General features: G+C 69.6%; 11 protein-coding genes. 9 read left to right on the plus strand and 2 right to left on the minus strand.

The genetic code is table 11. From position 1 onward, the window contains the following. Nucleotides 1-10 precede the first annotated feature (10 nt). Genes tssK through HUW62_RS18225 form a run of 9 tightly spaced genes read left to right on the plus strand, consistent with a single transcriptional unit; the run spans nt 11 to nt 10,976 of the window. The gene (tssK, locus tag HUW62_RS18185; RefSeq protein ID WP_163865852.1) at nt 11-1,261 is read left to right on the plus strand and encodes a type VI secretion system baseplate subunit TssK; all 1,251 of its coding nucleotides are present in this window, start codon (nt 11-13) and stop codon (nt 1,259-1,261) included. A gap of 1 nt (nt 1,262) precedes the next feature. Continuing rightward, nucleotides 1,263-1,661, plus strand: coding sequence for a GPW/gp25 family protein (locus HUW62_RS18190; protein WP_163865853.1), 399 nt, complete (start codon nt 1,263-1,265; stop codon nt 1,659-1,661). Further along, complete coding sequence (locus tag HUW62_RS18195) at nt 1,658-3,307, plus strand: hypothetical protein (protein WP_176435131.1); 1,650 nt, start codon at nt 1,658-1,660, stop codon at nt 3,305-3,307. Before HUW62_RS18190 ends, HUW62_RS18195 begins: the two co-directional genes overlap by 4 nt. 26 nt (nt 3,308-3,333) lie before the next feature. Beyond that, nucleotides 3,334-3,936, plus strand: coding sequence for a hypothetical protein (locus tag HUW62_RS18200; RefSeq protein ID WP_163865855.1), 603 nt, complete (start codon nt 3,334-3,336; stop codon nt 3,934-3,936). A gap of 13 nt (nt 3,937-3,949) precedes the next feature. Next, nucleotides 3,950-5,596 (plus strand): type VI secretion system baseplate subunit TssF, encoded by a 1,647-nt coding sequence (locus HUW62_RS18205; RefSeq protein ID WP_163865856.1) that lies wholly within the window; start codon nt 3,950-3,952, stop codon nt 5,594-5,596. 1 nt (nt 5,597) lies between these two features. After that, nucleotides 5,598-6,236 (plus strand): DotU family type IV/VI secretion system protein, encoded by a 639-nt coding sequence (locus tag HUW62_RS18210; protein WP_163865857.1) that lies wholly within the window; start codon nt 5,598-5,600, stop codon nt 6,234-6,236. A gap of 10 nt (nt 6,237-6,246) precedes the next feature. Continuing rightward, the gene (locus tag HUW62_RS18215; RefSeq protein WP_240356374.1) at nt 6,247-6,558 is read left to right on the plus strand and encodes a hypothetical protein; all 312 of its coding nucleotides are present in this window, start codon (nt 6,247-6,249) and stop codon (nt 6,556-6,558) included. A 3-nt stretch (nt 6,559-6,561) separates the two neighbouring features. After that, nucleotides 6,562-10,446, plus strand: coding sequence for a type VI secretion IcmF C-terminal domain-containing protein (locus tag HUW62_RS18220; protein WP_163865858.1), 3,885 nt, complete (start codon nt 6,562-6,564; stop codon nt 10,444-10,446). Next, a complete protein-coding gene (locus tag HUW62_RS18225; RefSeq protein WP_163865859.1) occupies nt 10,443-10,976 on the plus strand; it encodes a hypothetical protein in 534 nt (177 codons plus the stop codon). The genes HUW62_RS18220 and HUW62_RS18225 overlap by 4 nt, the downstream gene beginning before the upstream one ends. A 171-nt stretch (nt 10,977-11,147) precedes the next feature. Here HUW62_RS18225 and istB read toward each other — a convergent pair whose 3' ends face one another. Together istB and HUW62_RS18235 are read right to left on the minus strand one after the other, a co-directional pair. Further along, nucleotides 11,148-11,915 (minus strand): IS21-like element helper ATPase IstB, encoded by a 768-nt coding sequence (gene istB, locus HUW62_RS18230; RefSeq protein WP_176435132.1) that lies wholly within the window; start codon nt 11,913-11,915, stop codon nt 11,148-11,150. After that, the gene (locus HUW62_RS18235; protein ID WP_176435133.1) at nt 11,902-12,630 is read right to left on the minus strand and encodes a hypothetical protein; all 729 of its coding nucleotides are present in this window, start codon (nt 12,628-12,630) and stop codon (nt 11,902-11,904) included. The genes istB and HUW62_RS18235 overlap by 14 nt, the downstream gene beginning before the upstream one ends. Nucleotides 12,631-12,785 lie beyond the last annotated feature (155 nt).

Raw genomic sequence — 12,785 nt, forward strand, 5'->3', positions numbered from 1 at the left:
CGAGCACAACATGCCCCCCTTCAAGCTCGCACGGGTCCGGTGGCACGTCGGCCAGACGCTGCTTCCGGAGCATTTCGAGGCCCAGGATGAGTCGCTGGAGGCACAGGTCCGCCTCCATGCCTCGCTGTCTGGCACGCCGGGTTACGGCGTGGCGGCCATGGCCTGGAGCGAGCCGTTGCTGGCCGGTGGAAGCCTGTCCGTCTCGACGATGACGGCGGTGACCCCGGCTGGCTTCGTGGTGGACGTGCCCGGCAACGCGGTCCTGCCGCCCTTCTCGCTGGAGGGCACGGGCCGCGCGGAGGCCACCGTCTACCTGCACGTCATGGGGGACACGACGAACGCGCAGAGCGTGAGGCTGTACGCGGAGGACCCGCCGGTGGTGGAGCGGGTGATGCGTCGGCTTCGCCTCTCCGCGGAGCCGGTCCTGGACGGAGCGAAGGACACGCTCCCCCTGGCCGTCTTCCGAAGGGACACCGAGGGCGTGTGGCGGCTGGCGGAGGACCTGGTTCCTCCGCTGCTGCTGGTCGGCCCCCACCCGTTCCTCGGGGCCCTCTTGGAGCGGCTGGAGGCGCTCCTGGAGCAGTCGCGGCTGCAGCTCATCGCCCGGCTCTCCGACAGCTACCTGCGCACGGACCGGCTCAGCAATGCCCGGCGCGCGCTGTGCGAGGTGCAGCGGCTGCAAGCCCTGTTGGAGGACATGCACCGCCATGTCTCCCCGCACCCGTATGTCTTCTTCGATTCGCTGCGCCGCCTGTACTTCGAGGCGTGCTGCTATCTTGAGCTGATGCCCGACAAGTCGCTGCCCACCTACCAGCACGAGGCCCCGGGCAAGGGGTTCGGCCGCTGGGTGGAGCTGCTCACGCGCGCGCTCCAGCCGGAGGCCACCCGCGCCACGCACCGCGCCTTCGATGCGCGCGATGGCCAGTTCATCTTCACCCCGCTGCCGCCCGAGGTCCGGGAGAGCGGCGAGTTGTACCTGCTCGTCCAGCGCCGCCTGGCCGGCGAGCCGCTGCCGATGGACGGCGTGAAGCTGGCGGGGCCCTCGCGCCTGGCCACGGTGCGCCGCATGGCCCTCAAGGGCATCACCTTCGAGTACGTGGCCCACCCGTCCTTCCCGCACGCGCTGGGCCCGGAGATTGACTGGTACAAGCTGGCCCAGGGCGAGGAGTGGCAGTTCGCGCTGCGCGAGGACGGCCTGGCCTTCTACGCCACCCCGGCGCTCCAGGGCGCCCAGGTGTCCCTCTTCTGGCGCAGGTCCTGACATGGGCCGCGCATCGTTCCTGGACAAGTTCGCCGTCCGTGGCGACAGCCGCGCCCCGAGCCGCAAGGGCTCCAATGAGCTGGAGCACGTGCTGCGCAACCTGGAGGCCGTGCTGAACACCAAGGCCGGGTATGGATTCTTCCGCCGCGACTTCGGCCTGGGCGAGTACACGGAGAAGTACGGCACGCGCGAGCTGGTGGAGTCGCTCACCGGCGAGCTGCGCGACGAGATTGCCCGGTACGAGCCGCGCCTGTCGGACGTGGAGTTGACGCTGCGCGGGCGCGACGCGGGGCTGTGGCTGCACTTCGGCCTCACGGGAATCGTGGCCGGCGAGCGCCGCAAGCTGAAGCTGCGCTTCGACACCCTCAGTGCCCATGTGCGCGTGGAGGAGGAGCCATGAAGTCCAGCGGCTTCAACGACAGGCTGGTGGTGTCCGTCACCCTGACGGCGGGTGGCACCGCGCACGCCATCCCCGCGGGCGACGTGAAGTCCTTCGCGCTGGAGCTGCGGCCCTGGGGCTTCGAGGGCCGCGTGGAGTTCGACCTCGCGGACAACACGTCCGCGGGAGGCCTGGAGACGGACCCGCTCAAGGCCGCGTTCCTGGAGCAGGACCTGATGGAGGTCCAGCTCGAAATCAAGGGCACGTACACCGATACGGCGAAGCAGCCGGCGCTCACGTCTCTCAAGGTGAAGGGCCTGGTCTCCGACCGCTCCCTGGTGGAGATGGCCTCCGCGCCCGAGCCCGGCTCGCCCCTGCTCCACCGCCGCTACGGGGTGACGTTCCAGGACGCCGCGCAGCTTCTCTGGAGCCAGCACTTCCCCTGCATCCTGTACACGCAGAAGTCGATGAAGGACGTGCTGGACGCCCACAAGGGCTCGCACATCACCTTCAACTACGACTGGAGCGCGGGCCTGGACACCGCGTGCCCGCAGCTGTTCCTGGGCCTCACGCCGGAGGAGGGCGTCAGCTTCTACGACTTCCTCGTCTGGTACGTGGACACGCGCAACGGCGTGCTTGCGTACGACTACGCGGCGGCGAAGTACGCGCTGTCCACGGCCAAGGCGGCGACGGGCACGCCCGTGCAACTGGTGGGTCCGGAGATGGACCGGGTGGCGCTGCGCTTCCCCGAGGTGGCGCGCCACGACGTGAATGTGCTCAACGCGGTGGCGGAAGGGCCCGCCACGAGGCCCATCACCCAGGAGCGCGCCGTCACCGGCATCCGCCAGGACGTGCTCGTGCGCACGCCCATCACCACGGAGGTGGACGCGCGGGTGACGCTGGAGACCGCCCGGCTCAAGCTTCGCGGCATGGAGGTCGACCTGACGTGGAAGCGCTTCCCCGCCACCGCGCTGACGCCGGGGATGCTGGTGAAGCTGCCTACGACGCAGGCCTGGGCCGCGGCGGGGCTGGGCGCGGGGCAGACGTTCCGGGTGCGCTCCATCGCGTTGCGAGGGGACGCGCTCGCGTCCTCACCGGACGCGGAGCACCTGGCCAAGAACACCGGCTTCGACTTCTCCATGCACACCGTGCTGGAGCCCCAGGCGGAGACCTGGGTGGAGCTGCCCGCGTACGCCCCGCCCACCTGGCCCCGCTACGTGGAGGGTCTCATCGTCAGCGAAGCGGGCGACGAGCCGCACGAGACGTGGCAGGCGTACACCGACTCGGCCACGTCGCAGGACGGCTACAAGGTCAAGATTCCCCTCTGGGCGAATCAAATCGTCACCCTCCCGTTCAACCCGAACCTCCTGCCCGGACACTTCTACTTCCCGGCCTACAAGGGGGAGCGGGTGCTGGTGGGGCTGGACTTCCAGAAGGCCTGGCTCAAGCGCTTCCTGGACTGGCGTGACACTGCGCGTATGCCCGCGGACGGCCAGGGCACGCATCTGCTGGTGGGCAAGACGCCCGAAAACGGCACCTCCATGCGGCACTCCTATGCGGAGGGCAAGCCGGTCTTCCTCTTGCAGAGGACCAACGCCAAGGACACGGCCCGCATCGAAATCAAGGAGGGGACGCTGACCATCCGGGTGAAGGAAGAGCCCGCGTAGGCGCGCTTCGGAGGCGTGAAGGAACCATGGGAACGCTGGTCTGCACCATCGAGTTGGACAAGCAGAAGGGCATCACCGTCACGGTGGACAATGCCGAAGGGCAGATCGTCCAGACGGTGACCATGGACGGCACCAGCATCACCCTCAAGGTGGCGGGCCAGACGGACACCAGCACCATCGTCCAGAAGGCGGACAGCATCGTCGTCACCGTCAAGGACTTCAAGGTGGACGCGGAGACCATCACCCTCCTGTCCTCCAAGACGTCCGACTGGAAGAGCCAGGACACGTTGACGGTGGAGAGCACGAAGGACATGACCTTCACCTCGTCGGCGAAGCTCACGCAGAGCGCCACGCAGGACGCCAGCCTGTCCTCCTCCGCGAAGATCAACGTGGAGGCCACGCAGGCGCTGGCGATGAAGGGCATGACGGCGTCCATGCAGGCGACCGGCGGCGAGGCCAAGGTGGACGGCCTCACGCTGAAGCTGTCGGGGGCGACGGACGCGTCCATGAGCGGGCTGAACGTGAAGGTGTCGGGCCAGGCCGCGCTTGACCTGGAAGCCCAGGGCATGGCCAACCTCAAGGCCTCCGGAATCACCAGCGTGTCCGGCGCGCTGGTGAAGCTGGGTTGAGGGAGTACACCCGATGAGCGGCACCAAGGACCGGCTGCACCAGGACTTCCTCGAGGAGATGGCCTCGCTGGAGCGCTTCCGTCAGCGCTTCCACGAGCGCTACCCCGCCGCCCCGCTGGAGCGCGAGGACCCGGACGTGCGCCGCCTCATCGAGGCGATGGCGTTCTTCTCCGTGCAGACGCGGCAGGCGACGCTGCACAACCTGCGCTCCACGTGGCGGCGCCTGTTCGCGGGCTTCTTCGACTTCCTGCTGGAGCCGCTGCCCACGCGCGCCGTCGTCCAGGCGATGCCCGCGGGGAAGATGGGCGAGCCGGTGCTCCTGCCGCGCGGCACGGAGCTGCGCCTGTCGCCCACCGAGGGAGAGCCCGGCGTCTTCCGGCTTCAGCGCGACTTGCGCGTGCTGCCCGTCACCCTGGAGTCCACGCAGGTGCGCCCCCTGGTGCGCGGCGGCCACCGGCTCATCCTCCACTTCGAGTCGCGCCACGAGCGCGCGGACGCGGTGGAGACGTTGAGCCTGCACGTGCGCCACCTGGACGAGTACCTGCCGTCCCTGGCGGTGTTCCACTCGCTGCGCAAGCACCTGCGCGACGTCAGCGTGGTGTATGGCGAGCTGGCGGACGAGCACTCCACGGGCGCGAAGTGCGAGGTGTCGTTCGACCGGGAGCCGCCGGCGCCGGATGACTCGGCGACGTTCGCCCACCCGCTCCAGCGGCTGCGCTCGTTCTTCCTCTTCCCGGAGACGGAGCTGTTCCTCCACGTCGCGGTGCCCCCCACGCGCGGCGCCTGGCGGCGCTTCAGCCTCTGCTTCGACCTGGCCCAGGAGTGGACCGTGGGCCGCTCGCTGCGGCCGGACTTCCTGATTCCCTTCGCGGTGCCGGTGGAGAACCTGCGCGCGGAGCCCGCCCAGGTCATCACCACGGACGGCACGCGCTCCGAGCACCCCATCCGCAACATGAGCGCGGCGCGGGAGCTGGCGCTGCACTCGGTGACGGGCGTGTACGAGATGACGAAGTCGGGCCTGGCCCCGCTCAGGCCCGCCCACCTGCCCGGCAAGGGGCCCGGCTACGAGGTGGAGGAGGTCCCCACCCAGCACGGGCCCTCGCCGCACCTGGTGCTGCGCATGCCGGAGGCCTTCTCCTCGCCCCGCAAGCTGCTGGTGGAGGCGCTGTGGCATCAGCCGCGCTTCGCCTCGGAAGCCCTGGGCCGGCTCACCGTGGGCATCCCGGGGCGCCATATCGAAGGCCTGGACTGGCGGCTGGTGGGCCAGCTCCAGCCGGACAAGGAAAGCCCGCTGCGCGATGACCTGACCGCCCTCACCCAGCTGTTGGCCTGGAAGGCCCAGCCCACGCTGGGGCTGGAGGAGCTGCGCGCGGTGCTGGAGCACCTGGGCACGCCGGGCGAGGGCCCCTTCCGCCGCGTCCTGCCGCTCCTCCGGGAGCTGAGCGTGTCGCGCGTGCCGGACAGCGCCCGGCAGGGCTCGGGCCTGCGCCACGTGTACGAGGTGGTGCTGGAGCCCTTCGAGGAAGGCTACGAGCCCCTGGTGGTGTGCTTCCTGACGCGGGTACGGGAATTGCTGGACGTGTGGAACAACGAAGCGACGGTGGAGCTGCGAGCGACCATCGCCGGAGCCGGTCCCCTCGTCCTTCCGGGAGCCTCCTGACATGAAGATGTCGCACTGGAAAGCCATCCTCCTGGCCTATCGACACGTGGAAGAGCTGCTCGAGCGCGAGCTGGGCTCGCCGGGCCTGGACTCCGCGCTGCGCGAGCGGCTGTCCCCGGGCGCCATGGATTCCATGTCGCGCGGCCTGCTCTTCGAGCTGGAGCAGTTGCGCATCCACCTGGGAGAGGCGCTGCGCTCCGACGACGTGGAGCAGGTGCTCCAGCCCTTCGCCTTCCTCGTGGACGAGAAGGTGCTCGGCAGGCTGGCGAACGATGACGCGCAGCACTGGCCGCTGTTGCAGCTCAAGGCCTTCGGCGTGGATTCCGGCGGCGACCTCTTCTTCGACCTGGCCGACGCGGGCCTGCGCAAGCAGGACACGCCGTCCCTGCTCTTCGAGATGCTGCACTTCTGCCTCACCGCGGGCTTCGTGGGCCGGCACGTGGGGCACCCCGCCCGGCTGCGCGACTACCGCGAGCAGCTGGTGGCCCGCATTCCCCGGCCGGAGGCCGTGGCGCCGGAGGTCACCGCCGAGGACCTGGGCCCCCCGCCCACCCTCTACGACTTCCCCTGGCGCTACTATGCCGTGACGATGTCCATCATCGTCGTGGTCCCCGTGCTGCTGTGGCACCTGTCCAACTGAGGCCCGCCCCGTGAATCCGCCGCCCCCCGCGTCGCGAATGGACGCGAGCGCGTCCCGGAAGGCCATGGCCGAGCTGGTGGAGCGGCTGGAGCAGGTCGTCACCTCGTCCCTGGGAAGCCTCGCGGAGGGCACCCGCCCCCTGCTGGACGTGCTTCGTGAGGGGGCAAAAGCCCTGGAACCCGGTCCCGGCGGCGCCCGGCTCTCCCCGAAGGAGCGGGAGGCATGGGGTGTGCAACTGGAGGCGACATTGGAGCGACTGGAGGATGTCCTCGAAGGACTCCAGCTCGCGGCCCGCGCGAAAGCGGGCGGGAAGAGGGATTGAGTCATGGCGGGCGAGAAGACCCCTGTCGCAACGGCCGCGAGCGCGGCCGCGAACGCGAGTCCAGCGACAGTGGAAGCAGCGAAGCCCTATCTGACGTGGGTGTTGATAGGGCTGGCGGTGCTGCTCGCCGTGGCCCTCGTCGTGGGCCTGGTGTGGTGGTGGCGCAAGCGGCGCCGCGCCGCGCCGCAGGTGGAGCCGCGCAGGAAGCTGGACGCGAACGCGCTGGTGCGCATCCGCAAGCAGTTCCTGAGCGCGCTGCCGTGGCGCTACCGCGTGGCGGTGATGGACTTCCCCACGGTGGTGGTGTTCGGCCCGGCGGGCGCTGGCAAGACGACGCTCATCGACCTGGAGGTGGACTGGCGGAGGCAGGAGCGGCAGTTCATGCCCAGCTTCACGTCGGACCCGCTGCTCCAGATCTTCCTCGGGCCCGACAAAATCGTGCAGGAGGTGTCCGCGTCCCTGCTGGAGGATGACACCCAGGAGGCGCGCCGCGCGCTGCGCCGCCTGTGGGAGTCGAGCTTCCGGAGGCAGAAGGGCCGGGTCGCCATCGCGCTGGACGCACGCTGGCTCGCGGAGACGCCGCCGGACGAAGTGCGCCGGGTCATCCAGTTGATTCGCGGGAAGATCAACCTGCTCTCCGAGGTGTGCAAGGGCTCCGTGGAGACGCGGCTGTGCCTGACGCACATGGACGCGATGGTGGGCTTCCCGGACTTCGCCAAGCTCCTGAGAGACCACGGCATCCCGCTGCACTGGGACGTGCCGCCGCCGGGTGAGGAGGCGAAGCTGGCCGCGGGGCTCCAGCCGATGGAGCAGTACTTCGCGCTCGGCCTCGTGTCGCTGTCGGTGGAGGCCTTCAGCCGGCTGGAGGAGTTCTACGCGCGCGGTGGAGAGTCCTTCGCGGCGCTCTCGCGCTTCGTCACCGGGCTGTGGGAAGGCGGCACGCTGTCGTACCGCCCGGAGCTGTCGCGGGTGTACCTGTCGTCGCCCATGCCGGAGGCGCGCTCCACGGGCGTGTTCGCCATCGCCCCGGAGAAGCGGAACATCGAGCTGCGCGCGCGCTATCGGGGCAAGCACCTGAGCCGCTGCGCGCTGCTGCTCGCGGTGGGCTGCCTACCCGTCCTCGCGGCCTACGGGAACTTCTACAAGAAGCTGGAAGAAGCCCAGCGGCACATGGCGGACTTCGACGCGACGGTGCAGCGGCTGGGGCAGCAGCACCTGACGGCCTCGGGCGAAGTGGTGGTGGACAAGGGCCAGGGCGCGATGCAGTCCATGGACACGCTGCTGGCCGCGGCGCGCTACTTCCCGCTCTTGAGCCACAGCTTCCTCGACGAGCAGGAGGTGCTCAGGAACCAGCTCGCCAACACCGTGCGGCTGTCGTACCTCAAGCCGCTCCTGGAGAGCTGCCAGGAGCAGTGCCAGCGCTGCGGCACGCTCATCCCTGGCTGCGCGCCGGCGGAGCTGGTGGGCAACCGCTCGCGCTGGGCGCCGACGCACGCGGACGAGCGCTGCGAGCGCGAGACGCTGTGCCGCCCGGAGCAGATGCTGCACCTGCTGGCGGTGACGCGCGCGTCTCGCGGCGACGACATGGGCCGCTTCGTCCTCTCCGGGCTGAACGTGCAGTACCGCAAGCGCTGGAACTGGGCGTCGGAATCGCTGGCCTTCGTCGGCACGAACGCCTCCGAGAAGGAGTCCAACTGGATGCAGGCCACCAAGCTGCGCGAGGAGGTGGTGGGCGACTACATCATCTCCAGCGACCAGGCGTGGCGCGCGGGCATGCAGTCGCAGGGACAGTTGCCGTGGATGCGCTGGCCCTACGAGTGGCTGACGGAGGAGAGCTACCTGGGTCCGTGGCGGGACCATCTGCAGCGGCTCCAGTTGGTGCTGGGCGCCAGCGAGCTGGACCTGGAGCAGTGGCGGGTGCTGGCCAGTGAGCGCCAGCGGCTCCAAGTCACGTTGGCCCAGAGTGTCGCGTACACGTCCGCGCGCAAGATGCTCGCGCTGTTGGACGCCTCGGGCTCGCCGGAGAGCCAGGCGACCCTCAAGGGAGTGGAGAGCACGCTCGACTCGATTGACTGGCACCGCGAGCACGAGCCGATGCTGGCCGCGGTGCTGCGGATGGAAGAGGAGATCGACGCGGGCATCAAGGCCGCCGCGGAGATGTCCACCGCGGAGCTGCTGACGCGCACCGGAGGCCTCTTCGTGCCCACCAACGGCGATTCGCGCCTGGAGGTCCGGGTGCTGCAACAGTCCTTCGAGTTCCGTCCGAAGGAGCTGTCGCGCGTGCTGTTGGACAAGCTGCTGCGGCAGATGGAGCAGGGCCAGCGGCCCTTCCAACGGCAGACGGTGCGCCTGCCGCCGGGCGCGGTGGCGTCCGCGTCGGAGATGGGGATGGGCATGGCCATGGATGACGCGATGGACATGGGCCGCGTGGACGCCCTGCCCTCGCGCCAGGGCTCGGAGTGGCTGACGTTCGAGACGGACATCCGCCCGCTGGTGGACGAGTTCACCATCCGCATGACGGACTCCAAGCTGTCGCGGGCGGAGGCCGCTCAGCGCCAGGGATACGTGCTGAAGAAGGTCTCCAACTTCGGGCAGCGCTACCGGCAGGACCTCTTGGTGAAGTACCGCGACTACCGCTTCACCGCGCTGACGACGTCGCTGGCCTCGGAGCTGTCGGCGGTGACGCAGCCGACGTCGGAGCTGGTGTCGATGCTGCGCGAGGTGGCGACGGGCGCGGGAATCGGCCCCATGGAGGGGCCGTACTACGAGCCGCTGCGCCAGGAGCTGTCCGCGTTCCGGCCGATTGTGCAGCTCATGACGCCGGACAAGGACGGGCAGACGGCGCAGCTCGCCGCCTATCTGCTGCTGGTGTCGCAGCTGCACACGGAGGTGTCGGGCTTCAACGCGGCGCCGGTGCTGGGTGAGCGCACCGTCGTCCCCGCGTCGCTGCGCACCGGTGGCGAGGAAGCACCCGCGACCTCCGAGGAGGGCGGCCGGCAGCTGACCGACCTGCTCTCGCCGCTGGGCCGCGTGGGACTGTCGATGCTGCTGGACGAGGAAGGCTCCTACCTGCGCCGCGTGGATGCGTGGCTGGACAAGCAGGGCATCCTCGGCGAGCTGCGCCGGCCGTTCCGCGAGCCGTTCCTGATGACGCGCGAGCTGGGCCGTGCCGAGCTGGAGCGCGTGCTGGAGGAGCAGTGGGAGTGGCGCTACCGCACCCTGCTCACGCCGCTGTTGCGCCGCTACCCGTTCGCCGTGGAGGCGAGCCAGGAGCTGGACCCCACGGAGCTGGAGGTGCTCAAGCGCAAGGACGGCGCCTTCTGGCAGTTCGTGAACCAGGTGCTCTCACCGGTGGTGGAGGAGCGCGGCACGGAGTGGATGCTGCGCCGCTCCCTGCGTCAGCAGCTCTCCGTCCCGCCGCGCATGCTGGCGATGCTCGGGCGGCTGGCGAAGCTGGCGAAGCTGCTCTGGAACGACGAGGGCAAGCCGCAGCCGCTGCTGCTCCAGGTGCGCCCGCTGCCGCTGCCTCCCTCGGGAGAGAACGGCTTCGTCACAATGTCGTTCCTGAAGTGCGGCGCGGCGGCGGCCTTCGGATTCAACCAGACGCCCGCGTGGCAGGACTTCGCGCTGGCGTGGTGGGAGCCCCGGTCGGCGTCCGTCGGAGTGGAGCTGCGTGTGCCGGGCCGCGAGGGCAAGCGCTATCGCTCGACGGAGCTGTCGCGCTCGTCGTGGAACTGCTTCCGCATCCTGGACGCGGCCACGTTCGACGCCGAGCACAACGCCATCTGGCCGCTGCCGGGTCCGGATGGTTCGGAGCACTCGGAGATCCGCCTGCGCTTCGGCATGCGGGGCGGGCCGTGGACGCTGTTCCAGGAGGTGACGCGATGAACGCCACGAAGGGGCCGTGGCTGGTGATGCTGGCGCTCGCGCTGGGCACCGTGGCCTGCGCGCCCACGCACCTGACCATCAACGTGAAGTCGCCGCCCGGGACGAACCAGGGCCGGCCGCTGCACATGGTCGTCCGCGCGGTGGACTCACAGCGCTACATGACGGAGTTCTACGCCGACGTGGCCGAGCGCGTGGTCCACCCGGACGACTCGGTGGTGGAGACGCTCGTCGTCTACCCCGGCGAGAAGACGCAGACGCGCGTGAAGATTCCCGAGGAGTCGCCGCTGGCCATCTCCTTCCTGTTCACCACACCGGATGGCGCCTGGCAGGTGCTGCTGGATGCGCCCATCCCGGGGCGCGTGGATATCGAGCTGGAGGAGAGCCGCATCCGCACGGACGCGCCGAAGAAGAAGCGCGCCTCCAAGGGCGGCGAGGCCCCCAAGGTCGAACCGCCGAAGGTGGAACCGCCCAAGGTCGAGCCTCCCAAGGTGGAGGGGCCGAAGCTCGAGGCCCCCTCCCCCGGGAAGTAAGAACTGCCCCACGTGTCCGTGGCCAACCATGGGCTGGGTGTCAAGGACCGGGGGTATGGACCGCGTGAGGGTCGGCCAAGCGGATCGCCCTGGTGAGTTCGTCAGGGAGCCGTTGTTCGAGTTCACGGCGCTGACGAGTTTGGGGTCGGCCAAGCGGATCCACGCTGGTGTCTAACGTGCCTCCGCGGCAGTGGGCTTGCGGCGCCGGGCAGGGGGTGGATTGCGATAGCTGTCGCCTTCGATGACCAGGACGTGGGCGTGGTGGAGCAGCCTGTCCATGGCGGCACTGGCCATCAGCGGGTCCCCGAAGAGCGGAGGCCACTCTTCAATCGCCCGGTTGGAGGTGATGACGGTGCTTTTGCGCTCGTACCTCTGGCGGACGACCTCGTAGCGGTCCACCGGCTCATCCTGTGTCAGCCCGCGAAGGCCGAGGTCATCGATGATGAGCAAGTCTGGCGAGGTGAAGCGCAACAGGCGCTTCTCATAGCTCCCGTCGCCCCGTGCGGCGCGTAGTTGCATGAGCAGTTCGTGGGTGCCGACGTAGAGGGTGCTGTAGCCAGCACGGCAAGCACGGTGACCGAGAGCTTGGGCCAGGTGGGACTTGCCGACACCGGTGGGGCCGACGACGAGCACGTTGTCGTGGCGCTCCAGGAAGCCGCATGTGCCCAGCTCCAGCACCTTGGCCTTGGGCACGCTGGGGTTGAAGTGGAAGTCGAAATCCTCGAGTGTCCTGGCGTGCTCGAAGGAGGCGCGACGCACGCGCTGGGAAAGTTGCTTGGAGTCGCGGCGCTCCACCTCGTCGCTCAGCAGCCGGTAGAGAAATTCGGAATGGGAGAGGTTGTCGTCCACGGCCTGCTGGGTGCGCAGTTGAAGGGACTGGAGGACACCGGACAGGCGCAGCTTCTTGAGCATGGGAATCAGCTCGTCAGTGGGACTCAATTTCGGGCTCCTGGGGCACGGCGGGGTGGTGCAGCAGCTCGGCCACGCTGCGTGCGAAGCGCGGCTGAGTCAGAGAGGCCGTCGCCGGGGCGGCGAGCGCCAGCGGCAGGGGTTGCAAGTCCAGCCCCTGGCGCAGCAGGTTCTTGAGGCCCCCGTAGCTGTACGTGCCGTAGTAGTGCGCGCGCCGGGCGGCGGCGCGGGCGCGCTCGGGCGGGAAGGTTTCCAGGTGAGTCACCATGGCCTGCACGGCGCGCAGCTGCGACAGCACGTCGTCGGAGTCGAAGACGGCGCGCACGTAGGTGAGCACCTCGTCTCCCAGTCGGGCGGCCCGGCCCTCCCAGTAGCCGCGACTGCGGTGACGCAAGTCTGCCCGGTGCTGGGGAAGGTGCTCCTCGTGGGTGGTGTAGAGGCCGGTGCCGCGCCGGGCATGCGTGGCGACGCGCACGTCGTCCGCGTACACCTCGAGGCTGGCGTCGGTGACGCGCAGCCAGACGTCGCTGCCGACGAGGCGCCAGGGCACTGAGTAGAAGCGCCTGTCGAAGAGGACGTGGCTATCCTGGTGCACGCGCGTGGCCTTCCAGACGACAGGCGTGAAGCGCCGGGTGGGCAGGGGCCGCAGGGCGGGCCGCTCCTCCTCACGGAAGACGTCCACTGGGCGCCGGCCCGTCTTCCCATGCCACCGGACGTTGGCCACCTCCGTCAGCCACTTCTTCAAGTCCGCGCGGACGACGTCGACGTCCTGGCTGTTGCTGAGCGAAGTGGTTGATGGAGATCGCGGTCGCGACGAGCGCGCTGGTTGCCGGGAAGGGATGTTGCAGGTCGCGCGGAGTCCAGCAGCGAGCCGGATTCTGGCGCGCCACGCTGCGTGAG

The sequence above is a fragment of the Myxococcus sp. AM011 genome, assembly GCF_013372595.1.
Lineage (GTDB): Bacteria > Myxococcota > Myxococcia > Myxococcales > Myxococcaceae > Myxococcus > Myxococcus eversor.

Excerpts from the sequence above, each read along its gene's own strand:
- HUW62_RS18220 (WP_163865858.1), top strand. The coding sequence starts at position 6,562 with ATGGCGGGCGAGAAGACCCCTGTCGCAACGGCCGCGAGCGCGGCCGCG.
- HUW62_RS18205 (WP_163865856.1), top strand. The coding sequence starts at position 3,950 with ATGAGCGGCACCAAGGACCGGCTGCACCAGGACTTCCTCGAGGAGATG.
- HUW62_RS18190 (WP_163865853.1), top strand. The coding sequence starts at position 1,263 with ATGGGCCGCGCATCGTTCCTGGACAAGTTCGCCGTCCGTGGCGACAGC.
- HUW62_RS18225 (WP_163865859.1), top strand. The coding sequence starts at position 10,443 with ATGAACGCCACGAAGGGGCCGTGGCTGGTGATGCTGGCGCTCGCGCTG.
- HUW62_RS18195 (WP_176435131.1), top strand. The coding sequence starts at position 1,658 with ATGAAGTCCAGCGGCTTCAACGACAGGCTGGTGGTGTCCGTCACCCTG.
- HUW62_RS18210 (WP_163865857.1), top strand. The coding sequence starts at position 5,598 with ATGAAGATGTCGCACTGGAAAGCCATCCTCCTGGCCTATCGACACGTG.
- tssK (WP_163865852.1), top strand. The coding sequence starts at position 11 with ATGCCCCCCTTCAAGCTCGCACGGGTCCGGTGGCACGTCGGCCAGACG.
- HUW62_RS18200 (WP_163865855.1), top strand. The coding sequence starts at position 3,334 with ATGGGAACGCTGGTCTGCACCATCGAGTTGGACAAGCAGAAGGGCATC.